Source organism: Streptomyces sp. NPDC002309 (assembly GCF_053593375.1).
In genome coordinates, this window is record NZ_JBSFCI010000040.1 from 40,376 (window position 1) to 63,616 (window position 23,241).

General features: G+C 72.9%; 21 protein-coding genes and 1 pseudogene. 10 read left to right on the forward strand and 12 right to left on the reverse strand.

Annotation, left to right across the window (positions count from 1 at the left end; translation table 11 throughout):
- Positions 1 to 584 (forward strand): annotated as a pseudogene (locus ACWCPM_RS28180) (hypothetical protein); the annotation flags it as partial.
- A gap of 260 nt (positions 585 to 844) precedes the next feature.
- The gene (locus ACWCPM_RS28185; protein ID WP_450979063.1) at positions 845 to 1,729 is read left to right on the forward strand and encodes a Bax inhibitor-1/YccA family protein; all 885 of its coding nucleotides are present in this window, start codon (positions 845 to 847) and stop codon (positions 1,727 to 1,729) included.
- 130 nt (positions 1,730 to 1,859) lie between these two features.
- On the opposite strand, the gene ACWCPM_RS28190 is transcribed toward ACWCPM_RS28185, so the two are convergent.
- On the reverse strand, positions 1,860 to 2,087 hold the full coding sequence (locus ACWCPM_RS28190; RefSeq protein ID WP_397960308.1) for a DUF4287 domain-containing protein: 228 nt from the start codon (positions 2,085 to 2,087) through the stop codon (positions 1,860 to 1,862).
- A 94-nt stretch (positions 2,088 to 2,181) separates the two neighbouring features.
- Here ACWCPM_RS28190 and ACWCPM_RS28195 point away from each other — a divergent pair, with 94 nt between their 5' ends.
- Positions 2,182 to 2,493, forward strand: a complete 312-nt coding sequence (locus ACWCPM_RS28195) for a hypothetical protein (protein ID WP_450979064.1) — start codon at positions 2,182 to 2,184, stop codon at positions 2,491 to 2,493.
- Between the two features lie 49 nt (positions 2,494 to 2,542).
- Here ACWCPM_RS28195 and ACWCPM_RS28200 read toward each other — a convergent pair whose 3' ends face one another.
- The 4 genes from ACWCPM_RS28200 to ACWCPM_RS28215 form a co-directional block, all read right to left on the reverse strand.
- Positions 2,543 to 3,310, reverse strand: a complete 768-nt coding sequence (locus tag ACWCPM_RS28200) for a hypothetical protein (RefSeq protein ID WP_450979065.1) — start codon at positions 3,308 to 3,310, stop codon at positions 2,543 to 2,545.
- Between the two features lie 279 nt (positions 3,311 to 3,589).
- Positions 3,590 to 4,810, reverse strand: coding sequence for an acetyl-CoA C-acetyltransferase (locus ACWCPM_RS28205; protein WP_450979066.1), 1,221 nt, complete (start codon positions 4,808 to 4,810; stop codon positions 3,590 to 3,592).
- A 38-nt stretch (positions 4,811 to 4,848) separates the two neighbouring features.
- Positions 4,849 to 5,982: an acyltransferase family protein gene (locus ACWCPM_RS28210; RefSeq protein ID WP_450979067.1), complete on the reverse strand. Its 1,134-nt coding sequence runs from the start codon at positions 5,980 to 5,982 to the stop codon at positions 4,849 to 4,851.
- Between the two features lie 189 nt (positions 5,983 to 6,171).
- Entirely contained in the window at positions 6,172 to 7,209 is a 1,038-nt protein-coding gene (locus ACWCPM_RS28215; RefSeq protein WP_450979068.1) for an SGNH/GDSL hydrolase family protein, read from the reverse strand.
- Positions 7,210 to 7,495: 286 nt separating this feature from the next.
- Here ACWCPM_RS28215 and ACWCPM_RS28220 point away from each other — a divergent pair, with 286 nt between their 5' ends.
- Positions 7,496 to 8,884 (forward strand): cystathionine beta-synthase, encoded by a 1,389-nt coding sequence (locus ACWCPM_RS28220; RefSeq protein WP_450979069.1) that lies wholly within the window; start codon positions 7,496 to 7,498, stop codon positions 8,882 to 8,884.
- Between the two features lie 391 nt (positions 8,885 to 9,275).
- Here the strand turns inward: ACWCPM_RS28220 and ACWCPM_RS28225 are convergent, their stop codons facing one another.
- Entirely contained in the window at positions 9,276 to 9,713 is a 438-nt protein-coding gene (locus tag ACWCPM_RS28225) for a hypothetical protein (protein WP_450979082.1), read from the reverse strand.
- Positions 9,714 to 9,998: 285 nt separating this feature from the next.
- Between ACWCPM_RS28225 and ACWCPM_RS28230 the strand changes: the two genes are divergently transcribed.
- Positions 9,999 to 11,507: an aromatic amino acid ammonia-lyase gene (locus ACWCPM_RS28230; RefSeq protein WP_450979070.1), complete on the forward strand. Its 1,509-nt coding sequence runs from the start codon at positions 9,999 to 10,001 to the stop codon at positions 11,505 to 11,507.
- Positions 11,504 to 12,364 carry a MurR/RpiR family transcriptional regulator gene (locus tag ACWCPM_RS28235; RefSeq protein ID WP_450979071.1) on the forward strand — a complete coding sequence of 287 codons (861 nt, stop codon included), beginning with the start codon at positions 11,504 to 11,506 and terminating at the stop codon, positions 12,362 to 12,364. Before ACWCPM_RS28230 ends, ACWCPM_RS28235 begins: the two co-directional genes overlap by 4 nt.
- Before the next feature lie 203 nt (positions 12,365 to 12,567).
- Here the strand turns inward: ACWCPM_RS28235 and ACWCPM_RS28240 are convergent, their stop codons facing one another.
- From ACWCPM_RS28240 to ACWCPM_RS28260, 5 genes are all read right to left on the reverse strand, one after another.
- Positions 12,568 to 12,942 (reverse strand): hypothetical protein, encoded by a 375-nt coding sequence (locus ACWCPM_RS28240; protein ID WP_450979072.1) that lies wholly within the window; start codon positions 12,940 to 12,942, stop codon positions 12,568 to 12,570.
- Between the two features lie 17 nt (positions 12,943 to 12,959).
- Entirely contained in the window at positions 12,960 to 13,445 is a 486-nt protein-coding gene (locus tag ACWCPM_RS28245) for a roadblock/LC7 domain-containing protein (protein WP_450979073.1), read from the reverse strand.
- Between the two features lie 112 nt (positions 13,446 to 13,557).
- Positions 13,558 to 14,754, reverse strand: coding sequence for a hypothetical protein (locus ACWCPM_RS28250; RefSeq protein ID WP_450979074.1), 1,197 nt, complete (start codon positions 14,752 to 14,754; stop codon positions 13,558 to 13,560).
- Complete coding sequence (locus ACWCPM_RS28255; RefSeq protein ID WP_450979075.1) at positions 14,751 to 15,149, reverse strand: hypothetical protein; 399 nt, start codon at positions 15,147 to 15,149, stop codon at positions 14,751 to 14,753. Before ACWCPM_RS28255 ends, ACWCPM_RS28250 begins: the two co-directional genes overlap by 4 nt.
- Before the next feature lie 147 nt (positions 15,150 to 15,296).
- Positions 15,297 to 16,673, reverse strand: coding sequence for a diaminopimelate decarboxylase (locus ACWCPM_RS28260; RefSeq protein ID WP_450979083.1), 1,377 nt, complete (start codon positions 16,671 to 16,673; stop codon positions 15,297 to 15,299).
- 190 nt (positions 16,674 to 16,863) lie between these two features.
- Between ACWCPM_RS28260 and hutU the strand changes: the two genes are divergently transcribed.
- From hutU to hutI, 4 genes are all read left to right on the forward strand, one after another.
- Entirely contained in the window at positions 16,864 to 18,528 is a 1,665-nt protein-coding gene (hutU, locus tag ACWCPM_RS28265) for a urocanate hydratase (RefSeq protein WP_450979076.1), read from the forward strand.
- A 125-nt stretch (positions 18,529 to 18,653) separates the two neighbouring features.
- Positions 18,654 to 19,856 (forward strand): allantoate amidohydrolase, encoded by a 1,203-nt coding sequence (locus ACWCPM_RS28270; protein WP_450979084.1) that lies wholly within the window; start codon positions 18,654 to 18,656, stop codon positions 19,854 to 19,856.
- Entirely contained in the window at positions 19,853 to 21,187 is a 1,335-nt protein-coding gene (locus ACWCPM_RS28275; protein WP_450979077.1) for a formimidoylglutamate deiminase, read from the forward strand. Before ACWCPM_RS28270 ends, ACWCPM_RS28275 begins: the two co-directional genes overlap by 4 nt.
- A 32-nt stretch (positions 21,188 to 21,219) precedes the next feature.
- Positions 21,220 to 22,467: an imidazolonepropionase gene (gene hutI, locus ACWCPM_RS28280; RefSeq protein ID WP_450979078.1), complete on the forward strand. Its 1,248-nt coding sequence runs from the start codon at positions 21,220 to 21,222 to the stop codon at positions 22,465 to 22,467.
- A 7-nt stretch (positions 22,468 to 22,474) separates the two neighbouring features.
- Here hutI and ACWCPM_RS28285 read toward each other — a convergent pair.
- On the reverse strand, positions 22,475 to 23,241 hold a 767-nt coding region (locus ACWCPM_RS28285; protein ID WP_450979079.1), incomplete at its 5' end, for a ricin-type beta-trefoil lectin domain protein.

Below are 23,241 nucleotides of genomic sequence, written 5' to 3' on the forward strand. Positions count from 1 at the left end.
ACGACGACGACTGGAAGGACGACGACAAGCACGACGACGACAAGCACGACGACGGGGAGGACGACAACAAGCACCCGGACGACGGTGCTGACACCAGTGACGACGCCGACGCGGACACGGGTACGGACGACGGCACCGACACCGGCACGGACACGGGTACCGACGACGGCACCGACACGGGCACCGACGACGGTGCTGACACCGGCACCGACACCGGCACGAACGACGGTGCTGACACCGGAACGGACACGGGTACCGACGACGGCGCCGACACGGGTACGGACGACGGTGCTGACACCGGCACCGACACCGGCACCGACACCGGCACCGACACCGGTACGGACACGGGTACCGACGACGTCCTGGTCGACCCCGGCACCGGTGACGCGGATGACTCGGCCGGCTCCGACACGGGCGGCTCCGACGGCGGTGACTGGGGCGACGCGGGTGGCTCCGGTGACACGGGCGGCGGTTCTGACGGCGGCGGCTCCGACGGCGGCGGCTCCGATGGCGGCGGCTCCGATGACATGGGCGGTGGCTCCGACGGCGGTGGCTCCGACTCGGGCGGGGGGTCGGACGAGTAGAGGAGAGGGAAACCGAGCCCCCGCCACCGCAAGGTGGCGGGGGCTCGGCGCGCACCACCCGGCCGGGCGCATCACCGCCCGGTCCCGGCCATGTACCGAGTGCGTCAGGAATGACGCCCGGCGGTGGCGGGAATCGCGCACCCGGCTAGCGTGTTGCGCAGCACGTGGGGGGAAAGATCCTCCCCAAGCACTAGGGTCATTCCTTTGCCTGTCTATTACTCTTGAGCCAAGGCTGCGCAGGGTGGCCATGGAGGAGTGAAATGAGGAGCAGCAACCCGGTCTTCTCGCGACGGGGGTTCAGCCGCGACAACGGCCACGCGGGCTTCAACACCGCGCCGCAGGCCGGGGGCGCAGCCGTAGGCACGCAGGGCAACCCGTACGCCCAGCCGGGCGCGGGCAACCCCTACGCCCAGAACCCTTACGCGCAGCAGGACCTTCAGTACGGCGCCCCGCCGCAGGCGCCCGCCGGCACCGGCCGGATGACGATGGACGACGTCGTCATGCGTTCGGCGATGACGCTCGGCACGGTCGTCGTCGGCGCCGTTCTCGCCTGGGCGCTGCTGCCGGTGTCGTCCAGCAGCTACGGCCTGGCCATCGGCGCGGCGCTGATCGCCTTCGTCCTGGCGATGGTCCAGTCGTTCAAGCGCAAGGCATCGCCCGCGCTGATCCTGTCCTACGCCGCGTTCGAGGGTGTCTTCCTCGGCGTCTTCAGCGAGATGTTCAACGCCAGGTGGTCCGGCGCGCCCTTCCAGGCCGTGCTGGGCACGATGGCCGTCGCCGGTGCGACGCTGCTCATCTACAAGGCCGGCTGGATCCGTGTCACGGCGCGCTACGCCCGGATCGGCATGGCGATCGCCATCGCCTTCGTCCTGGTCACCGCCGTCAACCTGCTGCTGGTCGTCTTCGGCGTCGCCGAGAACGGCGGTCTGCGCAGCATGGGCCCGCTCGGTGCGATCGTCGGCATCATCGCGATCATCCTCGGCGCCTTCTTCCTGACCCTCGACTTCAAGCAGATCCAGGACGGCATCGCCTACGGCGCGCCGCGCGAGGAGTCCTGGCTGGCCGCGTTCGGCCTGACCATGACCCTGGTCTGGATCTACGTCGAGATGCTGCGTCTGGTCGCCATCTTCAGCGGCGACGACTGACCGGCACCGCGCGGCTGAGGCCGACGCATGGCGTAGGCGCATGACGCCTGATGCATGACGCGTGAGGCGTGACGACGCATGAAGGGGCCCCGGGTTCTCCCGGGGCCCCTTCGCTGTCCTCGTTGCGCGCTCAGAGCAATTTGCGCGCGGCCCTCCTCAGGTCGTACTCGTGGATGATCGCTTTGGCGTGGCCGTACGCGAGGTCGTACTCGTGCCGCAGCCAGCTGACCTTCTCCTCGAAGCGGAGAGCGGGGCCTTCTTCGACGGTGCGCAGCCAGTCGGCGACTTCACGACCGGTGCAATGGGGGATACGGGCGAGCAGATTGCGATGGGTCTCCTGGGAGAAGACTTGGGACATCGGCGCCTCCGGATGCAATCGGGTGTAAGCCGGTCCTTCAGGTCACCGTGCCTGAGCGTTCGTCTGTTGGCAACAGTGCGGGTAGCCTGCGGCCGTGGTGGATACGACGCGTCTGATCAGTGCGGTTGATCAATTTGCGGATCGGTTGAGGGCGGCACCGCAGAGCCGGCTGCAGCGAGGAGCCTCGGCGGAGGCGTTGGCACTGGCCAGGGAGCTGGCACGGTGGACGCAGTCGGTGGAGGAGCCGGGCAGCGAGCCTCGCGAGATGCCGGACGCGGGGATGTTCGCGGCGGCCGACCAGATCGTCGTCGCGGCGCGTGATCTGGCCGTCGTCCTGACCACGGACGCCGAGGTCGAGGAGGCCGTACGGGTGGTCTGCGAGGCGCAGAAGCGGGCCGGAGTATGACCGCGCGGCGGCGCGGGCTCCCTCGGGTCGCCGGCCGCCGTCCGTCGGGTCAGAGCGACGCGATGACCCTGTCCGCCAGGATGTAGACCGTCTCCCCGCCGCAGCTGAACGTCAGCGTGTACGCGCCCGAGATGCCCGAGCCGCCCAGGAGGGTCGGGGTCACGCCGGAGCGCAGCGCGGAGGCGAGGCGGTCGGCGGTCTCGCGGTGGCCGGGGGTCATGCACAGGGTCGTACCGTCGGCGAAGACGTAGACGTCGAGGGTGCCGAGCGGGCCGGGGCGGACGTCGGCCAGCTCGACGTGGGACGCGGCCAGGTCCTCCAGGACGGATACCGTGCGCTCGTGGTCGTTGACCACCGGTGACGAAACCGGCGTGAAGTCCGGGTGCGAGGGGTGGCGGCGGCGGGCGGCGGCCAGTTCGGGAGAGTCGCCGGCGAAGTCGTCGGGCTCGGAGACCGGGTCCATGCCCACGAAATCGGCATGCCGCGGAAGGTACGGGTCGCTCTCGGCCAGACCCAGCAGCGAGGGCGCGTCGGAGACGTCACGGGACTCCTGGGCGGCCCAGAAGGCCCGCGCCTCGGCCAGTTCCCGCTCCCGCTCCTCAGCCAGCGCCTCGGCGACGGCGGCCCGTATCTCCTCGGTGTCGGCCGCCGTGCGGGCGGCCGGTACCAAGGTGTGGGCGGCGGTGCGGCCTGCGGCGATCTCGTGGTGCAGGGCCGCGATCTGGCGGCGCAGCTGCAACAGCGTGCGCAGGACGGCTACGCCCACGGCGCCTGTGGCGACCGTGGTGACCAGCAGGGCGATCGGCATGGCGCTCACTGACGTACTCCCGGTTCAAGGTCGACCCCCGACTTCCTACATCAGCTTGATGGGTGAACTAACCAGCTGTCAGTGCGTAACGTCACGAAACGGACAGGTCTTTGGGTCTAGTGCTCCCCCTGGAGCCACGCTGACCTGCGACGATCCCCGTGGTCAGGGAGATAGGTCACATCCTGGGGGAGATCGGGTCACGGAACGGCCCGGAACCCTGGCGGTCGCCGGGTTCCGGGCCGAAGTGTGACGCCTGGTGTCCTGCTCGTCACGCAGGGGACGCGGGGGTCAGCTGAGGCGCTCGATGACCATCGCCATGCCCTGGCCGCCGCCGACGCACATCGTCTCCAGGCCGAACTGCTTGTCGTGCCACTGCAGGGAGTTGATGAGCGTGCCGGTGATCCGGGCGCCCGTCATGCCGAAGGGGTGTCCGACGGCGATGGCGCCACCGTTGACGTTCAGCTTCTCCAGCGGGATGCCCAGGTCGCGGTAGGAGGGGATCACCTGGGCGGCGAACGCCTCGTTGATCTCGACCAGGTCGATGTCGCCCACCGTCAGTCCGGCACGGGTCAGGGCCTGCCGGGACGCCTCGACGGGGCCGTAGCCCATGATCTCGGGCGACAGGCCCGAGACGCCGGTGGAGACGATCCGGGCGAGCGGGGTCAGGCCGAGCTCGCGGGCCTTGGTGTCCGACATGATGATCAGGGCCGCGGCGCCGTCGTTGAGCGGGCAGCAGTTGCCGGCGGTGATCATGCCGTCGGGCCGGAAGACGGGCTTCAGGCCCGCGACGCCCTCCACGGTGACACCGGCGCGCGGGCCGTCGTCCTTGCTGACGACCGTGCCGTCGGGGAGCGTCACCGGGGTGATCTCGCGCTCCCAGAAGCCGTTCTTGACGGCTTCCTCGGCGAGGTTCTGGGAGCGGACGCCGAACTCGTCCATGTCCTGGCGGGTCACACCCCACTGCCGGGCGAGGTTCTCGGCGGTCTGGCCCATGGCGATGTACGGGTCGGGAACCAGGCCGTCCTCGCGCGGGTCGTGCCAGGTCGAGCCCTCGCTCTCGGCGACGGCGGCGGTGCGCGCCTCGGCCTCGGCGAAGAGCGGGTTGCGCGTGTCGGGCAGGCTGTCCGAGCTGCCCTTGGCGAAGCGCGAGACCATCTCGACACCGGCCGAGATGAAGACGTCGCCCTCGCCGGCCTTGATGGCGTGCAGGGCCATGCGGGAGGTCTGCAGCGACGAGGAGCAGTAGCGGGTGATCGTGCAGCCGGGCAGGTGGTCCATGCCCATGTGCACGGCGACGATCCGGCCGAGGTTGAAGCCCTGCTCGCCGCCGGGCAGACCGCAGCCGAGCATCAGGTCGTCGATGTCCTTCGGGTCCAGCTCGGGGACCTTGGCGAGGGCGGCCTGGATGATCGTGGCGGTGAGGTCGTCGGGGCGCAGGTCCTTCAGTGAACCCTTGCGGGCACGGCCGATGGGGGAGCGGGCGGCAGAGACGATCACGGCTTCGGGCATCACGGCTCCAGACGACGGGGAAGGCTGTACGGGGGAAGTTACCTGTACGTAGGCTGCCGGTCACCGGCATCCCCGTGTGACGCGGACCTCTTTTCCAAGCGCTTGCTTAGGTCATCGGAGGAGTCCGTCGTCTGCTGGGCCGGTTCCCGGGTGAAGAGCCAGTTCACCGGCGGCCGGGTCAGTGGCTGGGCCAGCCGTCGTACCCACGGGGAGCCGAGCAACGCCGCGAGCAGGACGCCGGCCAGCATCAGGCCGGCCAGTTCCAGACGGGTGTCGGCGCGCTGGATCCAGCCCGTCTCCCGGATCGGCAGGATGACCAGCGGATGCAGCAGGTAGATGGTGAAGCCGCCGGCGCCGAGCCCGGAGACCAGCGGGAGCCGCTTCTTCGGCATGACGCGCAGCAGGCACAGGATGAGGCCCACGGCGGTGGCCAGGATGGCCAGCCGGATCAGCCAGGCGCCTTCGAGGCCCAGCCGGGTGTCGTCGACGTACGGGTGGCGCATCGACGTCCAGTTGCCCTTGACATCGGCGTGCCACAGCCAGGAGAACACCCCCCAGGCGAGGATTCCCGCGATGGCCACCGGCAGGCTCCAGCGGCTCTCGAACCATTCCCGCAGGGCCCCCTGGCCCAGCCGCCAGCCGATGTAGAACAGCGGCAGGTACACGAGGGTCCGGCTGGCGGAGTACATCATGCCGAACTCCGCCAGGTACCCCACCCCGAGCGACACGATCGTGGTGATCAGCAGGGGGTGGCGCAGCTGGACGACCAGGGGCAGCAGCAGTCGCCAGAAGAAGAGCGACATCAGGAACCACAGCGTCCACGGCAGCTGGGCTATGTGCAGCTTGAACGGGCCGCCGAGCGCGTACACCTCCAGGGAGAACAGCAGGCTGCACAGCAGGGCGGGTATCGCGATGTTGCGCAGGAGCGTGCGCAGATGGCGCGAGCCGAGCGGGCCGGCGCTGCTGAAGACGCCCGCCAGCACGACGAACATCGGCACGCGGAAGGCCCAGGTCGCGACGTTGAAGACGTGTAGCGACTCGTGGCGGCTCATGATGCTGCCGATGGTGTGCAGGACCACGATCAGTGCGGCGGAGACGAAGCGGGTGTTGTCCCACCAGGGGTTCCGGCTCCGGCTCTGGGAGCCTGCGGGTCTCGGAAGCGACTTTTCCATCGCGGCGTTGTGCTCCTGACAGACGCATGACAGTGAAGGGGTGTGGGGGGAGTGAACACGTCACCTTCGCCGCGGCCGGAAGTGCTGGGGTTACATCAGGCGACTCATGTGGTGAACGCTACGTGTACGGCAGGGGGGCGGGCGGAGGGGTGCGCCGGGACACGGCCCGGGAGACGGACCGGGCCGGGGTCAGGGCTGCGACGAGTGGCTCGTCGGCTCCGTCGCGGCCGTCTCCGGCTCCTGCACCCGCCGCCGGCGCCGGCGCTTCAGCAGGACCCACGGCCCACGGGGCCCGGTCGGCAGGGCTGCCGTGACCTCCGTGCCCGCCTCGGCGGCCGCCTCGGCGGCGGCACGGGCGACGGGCAGGAAGCCCTCGCGGCGGGAGACGTCCGGGCGCTCCTCCTCCGGCCACAGGCCGAGCGCGGCGCAGAGCGTGGGCAGGACGGCCATCGCGGCGGTCGCGTAGCCCTCGGCGGAGGGGTGGTAGTTGTCGGGGCCGAACAGCTCGCGCGGGTTCGCGGCGAACTCGGGGCCCAGCAGGTCGCCCAGCGACACGGTGCGGCCGCCCTGCTCGACGACTCCGATCGTCTGGGCGGCCGCCAACTGGCGGGAGGCGCGTCTGGCCAGCCAGCGCAGCGGCTGCTGCACGGGCTCGATCGTGCCCAGGTCGGGACAGGTGCCGACGACCACCTCGGCGCCGGCCGTGCGCAGCCGCCGCACCGCCGACGCGAGGTGACGCACCGAGCGGGTGGCCGGGATGCGGTTGGTCACGTCATTGGCGCCGACCATGATCACGCAGATGTCGGGGATCCGGCTCTGGTCCGCCAGGGTCAGCGTCACCTGACGGTCCAGGTCGTCGGACATCGCGCCGGGCAGGGCGACGTTGCGCAGGTCGACCGGGCGCTCGGCGACCGCCGCGAGACCCGAGGCGAGCAGCGCGCCCGGCGTCTGGCCGGCCCGGTGGACACCCTGGCCGGCGGCCGTGGAGTCGCCCAGTATGGCCAGCCGCAGGGGCGGGCCGCCCGGGATGTCGTACGTCCGTCCGTACCGCCCTTCCGCGTTCGGTACGTACGGTGTCGAGCCGTTGCCCACCTGGCGCCGGGCCAACTGCACCTCCGCCAGCACCAGGCCGACGACCGCCGCACCGGCCAGGCCGATGCCACCGCCGCCGTATGCCGCACCGGCCGCGATGCGCCGGGCCACCCTCGCCCTAGACATCCTGGTCATCCGTCGCCGCCACCTCCTCGCACCCGTACATCCACTCCTTGCCCCGAAGCGAACCCCCGCCAATCTCAACGAGGAGTGAACGCCGGTCACGGGCCGCGGGGCATGGCACGCGTTCGGGCCGCCGGACGCGGGCCGGCGCGTGGGGAGACGCGGGCCCGGTGCGCGCGCAGACCCCGCTCACCTGGGTGGTCAACCGCTGTGGCTCTCCTGAGGCCTGATCCGGCGGCCAGGCCCTAGGCTGGCCGCATCACCCAGACCACTACTTCTGCGGCATCCGGAGACAACGGTGCAGTTCCACGACTCGATGATCAGTCTCGTCGGCAACACCCCGCTGGTGAGGCTCAACAACGTGACCAAGGGCATCAGGGCGACCGTCCTGGCCAAGGTCGAGTACTTCAACCCCGGCGGTTCCGTGAAGGACCGCATCGCGCTGCGCATGATCGAGGCCGCCGAGGAGAGCGGCGCGCTCAAGCCGGGTGGCACGATCGTGGAGCCGACCAGTGGCAACACCGGGGTGGGGCTGGCGATCGTGGCGCAGCAGAAGGGGTACAAGTGCATCTTCGTCTGCCCGGACAAGGTGTCCACGGACAAGATCAACGTACTGCGGGCGTACGGCGCCGAGGTCGTGGTCTGCCCGACGGCCGTCGACCCCGAGCACCCCGACTCGTACTACAACGTCTCCGACCGGCTGGTGCGGGAGACGCCGAACGCCTGGAAGCCGGACCAGTACTCCAACCCCCACAACCCGCTGTCCCACTACCACTCGACCGGCCCCGAGCTGTGGGAGCAGACCGAGGGGCGGATCACCCACTTCGTGGCGGGTGTCGGCACGGGCGGCACGATCTCGGGTACCGGCCGCTACCTGAAGGAGATCAGCGACGGCGCGGTCAAGGTCGTCGGCGCCGACCCCGAGGGCTCGGTGTACTCGGGCGGGTCCGGGCGGCCGTACCTCGTCGAGGGCGTCGGTGAGGACTTCTGGCCCACGGCGTACGACCGCGATGTCGCCGACGAGATCGTCGCCGTGTCCGACAAGGACTCCTTCCAGATGACCCGGCGCCTCGCCAAGGAGGAGGGTCTGCTGGTGGGCGGCTCCTGCGGCATGGCCGTGGTCGCGGCGCTGCGGGTGGCCGAGCGGCTCGGTGAGGACGACGTCGTGGTCGTGCTGCTCCCGGACAGCGGCCGCGGCTACCTCAGCAAGATCTTCAACGACGAGTGGATGGCCGACTACGGCTTCCTGGACGACGCCGGCCCGAGCGCCCGCGTCGGCGACGTGCTCAGCGACAAGGAGGGCGGCGCCATCCCCTCCCTGGTCCACATGCACCCGGACGAGACGGTCGGCGAGGCCATCGACGTCCTGCGCGAGTACGGCGTCTCGCAGATGCCGATCGTCAAGCCGGGCGCCGGACACCCGGACGTGATGGCCGCCGAGGTCGTCGGCTCGGTCGTGGAGCGGGAGCTGCTGGACGCGCTGTTCACCAAGAGCGCCTCGCTCGACGACCCGCTGGAGAAGCACATGTCGGCGCCGCTGCCGCAGGTCGGTTCCGGCGAGCCGGTCGCGGACCTCATGTCCGTGCTCGGTTCGGCGGACGCGGCGATCGTCATCGTCGAGGGCAAGCCGACCGGTGTCGTCAGCCGGCAGGACCTGCTCGCCTTCCTCGCCAGGAGCGCGAAGTAGCGGCCAAGGGTGGGTGAACGGACCGTGACGGCGGCGAACTCGCGGTGACGTGCGCGTTTGTGGTCTTCTCGGAAGTGGTACGAGCGCGTCACGTCCGCGCAGCACCCGCTTAACACGGGTACGGCACATTGGTGGGTGTCGGCAGGGCGGGAGCGGCTCCCCGCCCGGCCGGCCCGTACGGCGCCAGGGAACCTCCGGAGCGGCTCCCGGACCTCCATGGACGCCACGGACGCGCGCATCCGGCCCTGACCGGCCCGCGTCCCTCGCGGGGACCGCCGTCGTCCCGCCCCCCGGCAACGGGGGTGCGGCGGTCCCCGCGCACACGCTTCCCCGGAGGTCAGCCCTCCCCGTCGCTGTCCTCGCCGGACCCGCAACAGCCCGTTCCCGGAGGTCAGCCCTCCCAGTCGCCGTCCTCGCCGTCCTCGCCGGACCCGCGGCGTCGCCCGCCGAACAGCCCCGGGTTGGCCCGGGCCGCCTGGAACGCGTTGACGCCGACGATGCCCGCCCAGGCGACCAGCAGTCCGGGCAGGCCGGCGATTCCGCCGCCGATCGCCGACAACGGCACCGCCAGCACCAGCGACACGATGCCGAAGCCGAAGCGCTCGCCCCAGGAGTCCGTCGGCCGCGGGGACCGCGAGTCGCGGGCCGCCACCATCCGCTGCTCGGCCAGCCGGCGCCGCACCCGGCGGTCCACGGCCCCGTCGATGCGCTGCTCGACCTTCTCCAGGAACGAGTCGACCAGCGCGGAGTCGTACTCCTCGCCCAGTTCCCTGCGGGCCTGCAGGGTGGCGTCGAGTTCCTTCTTCAGATCGGTGTCCCGCGCGTCCATTCCGCTCATGCGTTTCACGGTAGGGAGCGCGGGCGCCGGTGGCACTGGGGTTAGCCCCCCTGTCGTCAGCCGGGTCAGCCGGGTCAGCCGGGTCAGCCGGGTCAGCCGGGCCCGTCGGGCCGCTGCGCGTGGCCTGGACGCGGGCCGCGCTCGGATGTCCCTTGCCCGGCTGTATAACGTCATGCAGAGTTCTTGGTGTCTGAATAGCTGGTCGATGGTGTCCGCCCGGGCGCGGACGGCCGGCAGGCAGGATCGGGTGTCCGGCATGAGGAGGTTGTGCGCTTGATGTCGTCTCGACTCGTGGATGCCCCGGAGGGCGCGGTGCCCGCCCTCGTGGTGCTGGACGGACGCGGGATGGGCGTCCTCGACATCGTCCGGCTCGCCGACGGGGACGCGCGGCCGGTGCCGGGGACCGAGGCGATGAAGCGGGCGGAGGAGTCCTGGGACGCCGCTCGGATGATCGCCGCCACCGGTCGCGTCTACGGCCGCTCCACCGGGGTCGGCGCCAACCGGAACGAGGCCGTCCCCACCGAGTCCGCCGCCGCGCACGGGCTGCGGCTGCTGCGCAGCCACGCCGGAGCCATCGGCGGGGAACTGCCCGCGCGACAGGTGCGGGCGATGCTCGCCGTGCGGGCCAACCAGCTGCTGGCGGGCGGCGCCGGACTGCGGCCCTCCGTCGTCACCGCGCTGTGCGAGGCGCTGGAGGCCGGGGCTTACCCGCAGGTCAACGAGTTCGGCTCGGTCGGCACCGGTGACATCGCCGCCCTGGCCCAGATGGGGCTCGCGCTGGCCGGCGAGCACCCCTGGCGGGGCACGGGTGCCCCCGAGGCGCAGCCGCTGGACAACAACGACGCCCTCGCGCTCATCAGCAGCAACGCCCTCACCCTCGGCCAGTCCGCGCTCGCCCTGCACGAGCTGCGCGGTCTGCTCGCCGCCACCCAGGTGGTCGCCGCGCTGTCCCTGCTGGCCGTCGACGGTTCTCACGAGGCGTACGCCGCCCCCGTGCACGCCGCCCGCCCGCACCGTGGCTCGGCCGACGTCGCCCGCCGGATGCGGCGGCTGATCGGCGCCGCCGACCGGCCGCACCCGCCACTCGGCCGCCTCCAGGACCCCTACGGCTTCCGCTGCCTGCCCCAGATACACGGCCCCGCCCACGACGCCGCCGACGCCCTGGAGGACGTCCTCACCGTCGAGATCAACGCGGCCGCCGAGAACCCGCTGATCTCCCCCGAGGACATGGCCGCCTACCACCACGGCGGCTTCTACCAGGCCCAGCTCGCCCTCGCCCTGGACCACTTCCGGCTCGCCGTCACCCAGGTGGCCCGTCTGTCCACGTCCCGGCTGTCGACCCTGAACGAGCCCGCCTACACCCGGCTGCGCCCCTTCCTCGCCGACCACGAGGCCGCCTCCTCGGGCGTCATGGTGCTCGAGTACGCCGCCGGGGCCGCCCTCGGCGATCTGCGGGCCTTCTCCGCGCCCGCCTCACTCGGCCACGCCGTACTGTCCCGGGGCGTCGAGGAGCAGGCCAGTTTCGCCTCGCTCGCCGCGCGTCAGACGCTGCGCCTCGCGGACGCGTACCGTCTGGTCGTCGGCTGCGAACTCGTCGCCGCCGTCAGGGCGTTGCGCCAGCGCGGCCTGCGCCCCGAACCGGACCTGCCGGCGGGCCGGGCGCTGGAGCTCGCCGAGTCGGCGCTGGACGCGGACCCGGCCGACCGGCCGCTCACGCACGACGTGACGGCGGCCGCCGGGCTGCTCGACCGGTTCACGGACATCTGGAGGGGGAGCACGTCATGACCAGGGACACGCACACGGGTGCGCCGGACAGCCCGGCGGCCCGGCTGCAGGCGCTGTTCGAGGGGCACCGGCTGACGCCGACCCAGCGGCGCATCGCGCACAGCATGGTGCGGCGCGCCGCCGACGTGCCGTTCCTGTCCAGCGTCGAGCTGGCCGAACTCGCCGGGGTCAGCCAGCCCTCGGTCACCCGCTTCGCGGTCGCCCTCGGTTTCGACGGCTACCCCGCGCTGCGCCGCCACCTGCGCGAGATGACGCCGGCCGAGCAGCCGGCGGACGCGGCCTCGTACAACGAGTACCAGCAGGCCGTCGAGGCCGAGATCGAGAACCTCAGGCACCTCGCGGAACTGCTCGCCGATCCCCGGCCCCTGCGGGAGGCCGGGCGGCTGCTGGCCGCCTCCCGACCGCTGCCGGTGCTGGGACTGCGCGCGGCCGCCTCCCAGGCGTACGGCTTCGCCTACTTCGCGGCCAAGGTCCATCCGGACGTCCGGCTGCTCCAGGAGGGCGGCACGATGGTCCAGGACCGGATCGACGGGACCGTACGGGCGGGCGCCTCGGCGCTGCTCTGCTTCGCGCTGCCCCGGCATCCCCGGGAGGTCGTGGACACGCTGGCGTACGCCAGGGAGGCCGGGCTGACCGTGGTGACCGTCGCCGACTCCGCCTTCGCGCCGGTCGCGAAGGTGTCCGACCTGCTGCTGCCCGCCGCCGTCGGCACCGGGCTCGCCTTCGACACGGCGTGTGCGCCGATGCTGCTCGGGCGGGTGCTGCTGGAGGCGATGTGCGACGACCTGCCGGACGCGCAGGCGCGCCTGGAGGAGTTCGACGCGCGGGCCGCGGCGCGGGGGCTGTTCGTGGAGTGAGGCGCCGGACGGCGACAGGGTGGCCGGCGGTGGATGCCGAGGGGGATGCGCGGAGATCGCGGACCGGGTCGGCGGGACGGTCAGCGCGGGCGGGGCGCCGCCGCGGTGCGGGTCGCGGCGGGCGACGCGGCACCTGGTGGCTCGCGTCGCCCTGTCGCCGCGCTGGTCCGAGCGGTGCTCCCGGACCTCTCCGAGCAGCGTGGTCAGACCTCCAGGTCCTCCTCGATCCGCCGCAGCTGATGGCGGGCCATCGCGAGGTTGGCCCGCTTGGCGTCCAGCACGAGGTACAGGAACAGCCCGTTGCCGCTGCGGCCGCTGAGCAGGCGGATCAGGTGGTACTGGTCCGTCAGCGTGATCAGGATGTCCTCGATCTGGGCCTTGAGCCCGAGGTGCTCCATCGTGCGCATCTTGGCGCGGACCACGTCGGTGTTGCCGGCCGCGGCGACGTTGAGGTCGAAGGTCTTGCTGCCGCCCATCGTGCCCAGTGCCATGCCGGTGGTGTAGTCGACGAGAGCGACTCCGGTGGCGCCCTCGATCGAGGCGAGGGCTTCCTTCAGGGTGGTCTCGGTGTTCGCCATGGTGGTGGTGTTTCCTCTCAGCTTTCCGTGGTGGTTGGTGTGTTCGCGGGGGTACGGGGAGTACGGCGGACGGGCTTCTGGCGCGTCGTGGGGGCCGTCTCCGGTTTCTCGGGCAGTGCGGGCGGTATCGGTGGCAGGGCGTCGACCAGCTCGCCGATGCGGGCGCCGGTGCGGCGGCCCTCCAGGTGCAGCCGGCCGACGTTGACCCGGTCCTCGGCGAGCAGCGTCAGCACGGCGGTGTCGCCGGCGGCGTACGTGGCCACGTAGCCGCGCATGCCGCGCACCAGCACTTCGCGCAGCTCGCCCCGGCCGGTCGCGTCCGTGACCCGCACCGCGACGCCGAGTGCGGCGGCGGTCAGCGCCGCCAGCCCCTCCGGCTCGACGCCGGGGGTGTCGTGGGCGATGACCAGGCCGTCCACGCTGGCGGCGAGGGCGCCGGTCAGCTGGGGGACCCGGGCTCTCAGCCGGTGCAGTTCGTTCAGGATCGGCGGTTCCACCGCCATCAGGGCTCTCCTCTCGGCGGGCGGGCGCGGCGCTTGCCGCGAGGTCGCCAGGCGTAGGGCGAGCTTCTCCGGCGTCGGCTGTCCCTGCGTGGCCTGTCGCGGTTGCTGCCGTTCAAAGGGCCTCCAGCGCATCCCTGACCCTTTTCAGCAGTGCGATGTCGGGGTGTTCGAGGGCGCCCGGCCCGAGCGGGGCGTCGGGCAGCGTGCGGCCGGGGTCGCGGCGCGTGAGCGCGTCGACGGGTGCGGGGCCGCCGGGGGGAGGAGGGCCCGGGGCGTGGGGAGCCGGGTACTCGGGGCCGACGGGGGCGGAACGGCCGTACCCGGCGGGTTCCCCGGTCGGGTGGCTGTAGGCGGTGGTGGCGCCGGGCGCTGGGTGGCCGTGGGTGGTGGGCTCCCCAGTCGGCTGGCCGTAGGCGGTGGCGTCGGGTGCCGGGTGGTCGTAGGTGGTGGTGCCGGGTGCCGGGTGGCCGTACCCGGCGGGTTCCCCGGTCGGGTGGCCGTAGGTGGTGGCGCCGGGTGCCGCGTGGTCGTGGGCGGCGGGATCGGCCGGGGCCGTGTGCTCGGGCCAGGGGGCGCCGTCCGTGTCGGGCTGGGGCGTGCGGGGTGCCACCAGACCGGCCGCCGCCAGCCGGCGTATGGACACCAGGGTGTGGAAGGCCGGTCTGCCCAGGTCCCGGGCGATGTCCGTGGCCGTGCGCAGCCCGTCCACCCGGGCCAGCACCGCGCTCTGCCGTGGTGCTACCGCCGGGGCGGCCGCGGTGTCGAGGCGCTCCAGGGGCGCGGTGTCCGTCGCCGGGTCGGGCCAGATGCGGTGCAGCAGGGCTCGGCGGCGCAGTGTCTCCTGTTCGACGGAGCCGACCGGCACCGGGTGCACGGAACCGAGCCAGTGCGTGGGGCCGTACCGGAAACGTCCCGGGGTGCTGCTGGGCGCCAGGGCGAAGTACGCGGCGTCGTACAGCGCGCTCAGATGGCAGAGCTCCAGCGCGCCCGGCGCGAGCCGGCCGCCGTCCAGGAGCGCGCGGTCGGCGCCGTCCGGGTCGTCGGCCCGGTCGACCGCGTCCTGCCAGTCCCGGGCGTGGAGGGTGCCGTGCGCCGTGAGGAGGATGCCGAGACTGGGTGCGAGCGGGCTCTCGGCGTGCACCACCCGGCCCTCGGCGAGGTACAGGGTGCCGCTCGCACGGACCAGGACGCCGGTGGCGCGCTCGGCCGCGAGGCGGGTCAGCATCGGGGAGACGCCACCGGTCCGGTGCCGGGCCGTCTTGGCCCGCACCGGCAGTCTGGGGGGTGGTGTGGTGCCGACCATCGTCATCCCAGCACCAGCCGTCCGGCCATCTCGCCCAGCCGGATGCGGGCCAGCGCGAGATTGCCGTCCGTCCGGCCCAGCCACAGGTGCAGGAAGACGCTGCTGTCGAACGACGTCCGCACGAACCGCAGTACGTGATAGCTGTCCCGGTTGCTGAGGATCAGGTCCTCGACCGGTGGGTCGGCCTCCGGCGCGTCCCCGCCGGCGACGGGCGCGAACGCCCGCTGCTCGGCGGCCAGCCGGGCCAGCTCCGCGGCCTCGGCGGCCGCCGCCTCGTGGTCACCGCCGGGCGCCTCGCCGACGGTGCCCAGTGCCAGTCCGCTCGTCCAGTCGACCAGTGCGGCTCCCCGGGCGCCGGGCAGCCGCATGGCTTCCAGTAAGCACTCGTCGATTCCGGGCACCCTGGACTCCCCTCCTGCCTGGGTTCGGCTGAGTGACCCAGACACTACGCAACGTGTGTGCGGCGGGTGAGCGTTCTGGCATTTTCCGGTGGAACATGCGACGAGTGGCTAGTGTGGGTCAACTGTCGTCGTTCTCGGGCAAGTTGATCACCCCTGCGCGGGCGCGGGAAGCGCGCTCAGCGTGCCCGCGTGCGCCCCGCCGGACTCGGCCACGATCTCCTCGACCGGCTGAGGGGTGCGCACGGTCGCGAAGGTGACGCCCCCCGCGCCGTCCGGCACGAAACCGTAGACACCCGGCCGGGCCAGGGAGTTGTACGCGTAGTGGTGCGCGAAGTAGTACGCGCCCGTGTCCAGCGCCGCCGCGTAGTCCCCCTGCTCCAGCAGCGGCAGCGCGCGGCCCTCGGCCAGCAGGTCGCCCGCGAAGCACGCCGGTCCCGCCACGTCCTGCACCACGGCCGGCCCCTCCTTCGGCCGCCCCTTGCCGTCGTAGGCGGCGATCCGCAGCGGCCACGACCCCGGCGCGTACACCGTCCGCGTCGCCACCTGCACGCCCGCGTGCGTCACCGCCACCGGCCGGCCGCCCGCGCTCTTGGCGTACTCCACCCGCGCCACCACCGTCCCGTGCTTGGCCAGCAGCGACCGCCCGAACTCCGTGACCAGTCCGTACCGCCCGTCGAACAGTCCCGGTACCGCCTCCTTCAGCATCCGGGCGTACCGCGCGTACGACGGTGCCGTCTCCTCCGAGGCGAAGTTCACCGGCAGCCCGCCGCCGATGTCGAGCGTGTCGACCTGTCGCCGCCCGATGCGCCGGTTGATCTCCTCCGCCAGCGCGTACGTCGCCGCCACGCCCTCGGTCATCCGGGACAGGGGGATGCCCTGCGACCCGGTGTGCGAGTGCAGCCGGGTCAGCCAGGGACGCTCGGCGTACGCCCGTATCACCCACTCGCGCGCCCCCTCGTCGCGCAGCGCGACGCCGAACTTCGAGGTCGCCGTGGCGGTGGAGAGCGCCTCGATGGAACCGCCGCCGATCTGCGGGTTCACCCGGATGCCGAGAGGGGAGCGGCTCGGCGCGGAACTCATGAGGGCGTCGAGCCGGTACAGCTCCTGGGGGTTGTCGGCGTTGACGGCGATGCCGAGCGCGAGCGCCTCGCGCAGCTCCGCCGGGGTCTTCGCGGGCGAGTCCAGCACCGTCCGCTCGGGCGTCACCCCCGCCGCCCGGGCCAGCGCCAGCTCGCCCGGGCTCGCCACCTCCGCGCCGATGCCCTCGTCGTGCAGCAGCCGCAGCACCGGGACCAGCGGGGACGCCTTCACCGCGAAGGCGTGCAGCACGGGTGTGCCGGGCGCCACCACCGCGTCGAACGCCGCGCGCAGCTCCGCCGCCGACTCCCGGATGCCGGTGACGTCGAGCAGTCCGGCGAGAGGGGCGTCGGGGCCCAGCAGCCCCTGCTCCACGGCGGCCCGTACCGCCTCGTCACGGCGCGCCGAGCGCTCCTCGGCCGCCCGGCCCGCCTCGGTCTTGTCCATGTCGTCCGCCCTGTCGTTGGTGCTGTCGCTTCGCCGCTGCGCGTGGTCCATACATCAAGCCAAACATCCGTGCCGGCGACGTGTCGGGGCGCCCCACTGTTGACTAGCCCTATTCATGTCGCCAGGATGTGAATAACGACAGCAACATCCCGCAGGGAGCTCGCGGAGAGCAGCCACCAGGAGGCAGACCATGTCAGGACCCCGCCCCGTACGAGCGCCGCGCGGTACGCAGAGGAGCGCCCTGGGCTGGCAGCAGGAAGCCGCCCTGCGGATGCTGCAGAACAACCTCGACCCCGAGGTCGCCGAGCACCCCGACAAGCTCGTCGTCTACGGCGGCACGGGCAAGGCGGCGCGGGACTGGCGGTCCTTCGACGCGATGGTGCGCACGCTCCAGGGCCTGAAGCAGGACGAGACGATGCTCGTCCAGTCCGGCCGCCCCGTCGGCGTCATGCAGACCCACGAGTGGGCGCCTCGGGTCCTCATCGCCAACTCCAACCTCGTCGGCGACTGGGCGAACTGGGAGGAGTTCCGCCGCCTGGAGGCACTCGGCCTGACCATGTACGGGCAGATGACGGCCGGTTCGTGGATCTACATCGGCACCCAGGGCATCCTCCAGGGCACCTACGAGACCTTCGCCGCCGTCGCCGCGAAGAAGTTCGGCGGCACGCTCGCCGGGACGATCACCCTGACCGCCGGGCTCGGCGGCATGGGCGGCGCCCAGCCGCTGGCCGTGACCATGAACGACGGCGTCGCGATCTGCATCGACGTCGACCCGCGGGCCATCGACCGGCGCATCGAGCACCGCTACCTCGACGTCAAGGCCGACTCCCTCGACCACGCTCTCCAGCTCGCCACCGAGGCCCGCGACGCCCGCCGCCCGCTGTCCATCGGCGTCCTCGGCAACGCCGCCGAACTCGTCCCGCAGCTGCTCGCCATGGGCGCCCCCATCGACATCGTCACCGACCAGACCTCGGCGCACGACCCGCTGGCGTACCTGCCGGTCGGCGTCGGCTTCGACGAGATGGCGGACAGCGCGGCGAAGGACCCGGCGGGCTTCACGACGCGGGCCCGCGAGTCCATGGCCCGGCACGTCGAGGCGATGGTGGGCTTCATGGACGCCGGCGCCGAGGTGTTCGACTACGGCAACTCCATCCGCGGCGAGGCCCAGCTAGCGGGCTACGACCGGGCGTTCGCCTTCCCCGGTTTCGTCCCCGCCTATATCCGCCCGCTGTTCTGCGAGGGCAAGGGCCCCTTCCGCTGGGCGGCCCTGTCCGGCGACCCCGCCGACATCGCCAGGACCGACAAGGCGATCCTCGACCTCTTCCCCGAGAACGAGTCCCTGGCCCGCTGGATCAAGATGGCCGGCGAGCGGGTCCACTTCCAGGGCCTGCCCGCCCGGATCTGCTGGCTCGGCTACGGCGAGCGGGACAAGGCCGGCGAGCGGTTCAACGACATGGTCGCGAGCGGAGAGCTGGCCGCGCCGGTCGTCATCGGGCGCGACCACCTCGACTGCGGCTCCGTGGCCTCCCCGTACCGTGAGACCGAGGCCATGCTCGACGGCTCCGACGCGATCGCCGACTGGCCGCTGCTGAACGCGATGGTGAACGTGGCGTCGGGCGCGTCCTGGGTCTCCCTCCACCACGGCGGCGGCGTCGGCATGGGCCGCTCGATCCACGCCGGCCAGGTGACGGTGGCCGACGGCACGGCGCTGGCCGGAGAGAAGATCCGGCGGGTCCTCACCAACGACCCCGGGATGGGCGTCATCCGGCACGTCGACGCGGGCTACGACATCGCCGAGTCGGTGGCGTCGGACCGGGGCGTGCGCATCCCGATGCGGGAGGGTGACCAGGCGTGACGCGCACCGAGGGCGGCCGGGCGGACGGCCGGCCCGACGGCACGGCGGCGGGCGGCGCTTCGCCGGCGGGGCAGGCGCGGGCGGTACCGGCGGCCGCCGTCCCCCGCGGCGCCTCCTTCCACGAGATGTGGCGGGAGCTGCTCCCCGTGGGGCGGCACCCCGGCACCCGTGGGTATCGCCGCTTCGCCTGGAGCGGGGCCGACGCCGAGTGCCGGGACTGGTTCCGGGCGCAGGCCGAGGCGCGGGGACTGGACTACGAGCTGGACCGGAACGGCAACCAGTGGGCCTGGCTCGGGGACCCGGCCCAGGGCGGCGCCGTCGTCACCGGCTCGCACCTCGACTCGGTGCCCGACGGCGGGGCCTTCGACGGGCCCCTCGGCATCGTGTCGTCGTTCGCCGCGCTGGACGAACTCCGTGCCCGCGGCGCGCGTCTCGGCAGGCCCCTCGCCATCGTCAACTTCGGCGACGAGGAGGGCGCCCGCTTCGGGCTGGCCTGCGTCGGGTCCCGGCTCACGGCCGGCCGGCTCACCGTCGAGCAGGCGCACCGCCTGACGGACGGCGAGGGCACCACGCTGCCGCGGGCCATGGAGGCCGCCGGGTACGACCCCGACGCCATCGGACCGGACCCGGAGCGGCTCGCCCGCATCGGCGCCTTCGTCGAACTGCACGTCGAACAGGGCCGCGCCCTCGACCTGTCCGGCGACCGGGTGGGCATCGCCAGTGCCATCTGGCCGCACGGCCGCTGGCGGTTCGACTTCCGGGGCGAGGCCAACCACGCCGGCACCACCCGGCTCGTGGACCGGCGCGACCCGATGCTGCCGTACGCCGAGACCGTCCTCGCCGCCCGCCGCGAGGCCGCTCTCGCGCAGGCCGTGGCCACCTTCGGCAAGATCGCCGTCGAGCCGGGCGGCGTCAACGCGATCCCCTCCCTGGTGCGCGGCTGGCTCGACTCCCGAGCCGCCGGGCAGGAGACCCTCGACACCGTGGTCACCGGCATCGAGCGGGCGGCCCGCGAGTACGCCGACGCGCACGGCGTCGACCTCGACGTCGTACGCGAGTCGTTCACCCCGGTCGTCGAGTTCGACCACGCCCTGCGCGACGACATCGCCCGCATCCTCGGCAAGGACGCCGACCTCACCGTCCCCGTCCTGGGCACCGGCGCCGGACACGACGCCGGAATCCTGTCCGGGACGATCCCGACCGCCATGCTGTTCGTGCGCAACCCCACCGGCGTCTCGCACTCCCCGGCCGAGTTCGCGGCCGAGGACGACTGCCTGGCCGGGGTCGCCGCACTCGCCGACGTACTGGAAGGGCTGGCCCACGCGTGACAAGGACGTACTGGCTGGAGCACGCCTGGCTCGAGACCTTCGTCGAGCCGGGGGTCGCCGTCGACACGAAGGACGGCCGGATCACCGCCGTCCGCCGGGACACCGATGGCCCGCCTCCGGGGGCGGAGATCCTGCGCGGGCTCACCCTCCCCGGCCTCGCCAATGCCCACAGCCACGCCTTCCACCGTGCGTTGCGCGGCACCGTGCAGGTCGGCTCGGGCACCTTCTGGACCTGGCGCGAGGTCATGTACGCCACCGCCGACCGGCTCACCCCGGACACCTACCACGCGCTCGCCAGGGCGGCCTACGCCGAGATGGCCCTCGCCGGGATCACCGCCGTCGGCGAGTTCCACTACGTCCACCACGCCCACGACGGCACCCCCTACGCCGACCCCAACGCGATGGGCGAGGCGCTTCTCGCGGCGGCCGCCGAGGCCGGGATCCGCATCACCCTCCTCGACACCTGCTACCTCTCCTCCGGCTTCGGGCAGCCGCCCGACGCGCACCAACTGCGCTTCTCCGACAGGACGGCGCAGGAGTGGGCCGAACGCTGTTCACTTCTCAAGGAACGGGATCACGCACGGATCGGCGCGGCGATCCACTCCGTACGGGCCGTGCCCGCCACCCAGTTGGCGACCGTCGCCCGGTGGGCCGAGGAGCGGCGGGCCCCGCTGCATGTGCACCTGTCCGAGCAGACCGCGGAGAACGACGCCTGCCGGAGCGCGTACGGCCGCACCCCCACGCAGTTGCTCGCCGACCACGGCGTCCTCGGCCCGCGCACCACCGGTGTCCACAACACGCATCTCACCGACGAGGACATCGCCCTGATCGGCGGCAGCGGCACCGGTACCTGCATGTGCCCCACCACCGAGCGCGACCTCGCCGACGGCATCGGCCCGGCCGCCGCCCTCCAGAGGGCGGGCTCCCCCCTCAGCCTCGGCTCCGACAGCCACGCCGTCATCGACCTGCTCGAAGAGGCGCGCGCGATGGAGCTGAACGAGCGGCTGCGCACCCGCACCCGCGGCCACTGGACGGCCGCCGCCCTGCTGCGGGCCGCCTCCGCGGACGGGCATGCCGCCCTCGGCTGGGCGGACGCCGGCACCCTGGAGCCCGGCGCGCTCGCCGACTTCACGACGATCGCGCTCGACTCGGTCAGGACCGCGGGGCCGCTGCCCAGGCTCGGCGCCGAGACGGCCGTATTCGCCGCGTCGGCAGCGGACGTGCGCCATACGGTCGTGGGCGGGCGGCATGTCGTACGCGACGGGGCGCACACCCTCGTACCCGATGTGCCGCAGGCACTCGCGCAAGCCGTCGACGCCCTGCGCGCCTGACGACCGCCGACCCGAGCCCCCACGAGGACGCCATGAACAGCAGCACCAGCGCCACCCCCGGTGCCACCCCGGGTACCGCTTCGCGGACCAGCCCGAGCGCCACCCCCGGCACCACCACCGCCATCACCAACATCGCCGCATTGGTCACCAACGACCCCTCCCTCGGTGACAGTTCCCCCCTGGGCCTGATCCGGGACGCGGCCGTCGTCATCGAAGGCGACCGCGTCGTGTGGACCGGTGAATCAAGCAAAGCACCCGCCACTGACAACCGGGTCGACGCCGGCGGCCGCGCGGTGATCCCCGGCTTCGTGGACTCCCACTCCCACCTCGTCTTCGCGGGCGACCGCACCGAGGAGTTCAACGCCCGTATGTCGGGCCGCGCCTACAGCGCGGGAGGCATCCGGACCACGGTCGCCGCCACCCGCGCCGCGACCGACGCGGAGCTGGAGGCCAACCTCACCCGGCATCTCGCCGAGGCCCTGCGCCAGGGCACCACGACCTTCGAGACCAAGTCGGGCTACGGCCTCACCGTCGAGGACGAGTCCCGGGCCCTGCGCATCGCCGCCGCCCACACCGACGAGGTCACCTACCTCGGCGCCCACATCGTCCCCCCGGACCACGCCGAGGACCCGGCCGCCTACGTCGCCCTCGTCACCGGCGAGATGCTCGACGCCTGCGCCCCGTACGCCCGGTGGATCGACGTCTTCTGCGAGAAGGGCGCCTTCGACGGCGACCAGGCCCGCGCGATCCTCACCGCGGGCAAGGCCAAGGGCCTGCACCCGCGCGTCCACGCCAACCAGCTGACCTACGGCCCCGGCGTCCGGCTCGCCGTCGAACTCGACGCCGCCAGCGCCGACCACTGCACCCACCTCACGGACGCGGACGTCGACGCGCTCGCGAGCGGCTCCACCGTCGCCACCCTGCTGCCCGGAGCCGAGTTCTCCACCCGCGCCGAGTGGCCCGACGCCCGCCGGCTCCTCGACGCGGGCGTCACCGTGGCGCTGTCGACGGACTGCAACCCGGGCTCGTCGTACACCTCGTCCGTCCCGTTCTGCATCGCGCTCGCCGTACGGGACATGGGCATGACCCCGGACGAGGCGCTCTGGTCGGCCACGGCGGGCGGCGCCCGCGCCCTGCGCCGCGACGACGTCGGACGGCTGAGCCCCGGCGCCTACGCGGACCTGGCGTTCCTCGACGCCCCGAGCCATGTGCACCTGGCCTACCGGCCGGGGGTGCCCCTGGTGATCGAGGTGTGGCGGCGCGGTCTGCGCGTGGGCTGACGTCCGGTCAGGCCGCCCCCGCCCGCCACCGCTGCTCCGGGTCCCCGTTCGCGTCGTCCACCGACCGGAACTCCAGCCCGCCGTAACCGTCCGGCGTCACCGCCGTCCCCTCGTCGACGGCGGGCCGGATCAGCCCGGACCCGTCCACCTCGAACGTCAGGTTCGCGGCGTTCCTGCCTTCGACGGACGAGCACGCCCAGATCCCCACGCCCCGCTCCGTCGAGCCCCGGTTGTCCAGACAGAAGTCCGTGTCGGCGGCCGACTGGAGCACGCCGCGGTCGCTGTCGACGCGCCAGCGCTGCGTGGCGGCCCCCGAGCAGGGCGCCGTGATCACGTCCACACCCTTGTCCAGATAGCCGTCCCGGATGTCCAGGCACAGCCCCGAGGCGACGTTCACGACCTGCGCGTAGGCGCTGCCCGGCGGGTGCGCCGGCGGGGGTGCGGGCGGCTCAGGAGTGTGGGTCGTGCGCGACGGGGACGGACTCGCGGTCGGTGTCGCGGACGGGGACTTGGAGGGTTTCCGGGACTTCGACGGCTTCGCGCGCGTGGCGGAAGGGGACGCGGGGGGCGTCGCCGACACCGTCGCGGTCACCGTCACCGCGGGCGGCGCTGCGAGGCCGACCTGGTTCCCGGCGTTCTCCGCGGGGGAGCTCCCCGGGGACAGGACGAGGAGCAGCAGCGGAGCGAGGGCCAGACCGAACCCGGCGGACGCCAGCGCGACCCGGCGGGACGGCGGCCAGGACCGCTCCCGCGCGCCACGGCCGCCCGTGGCCG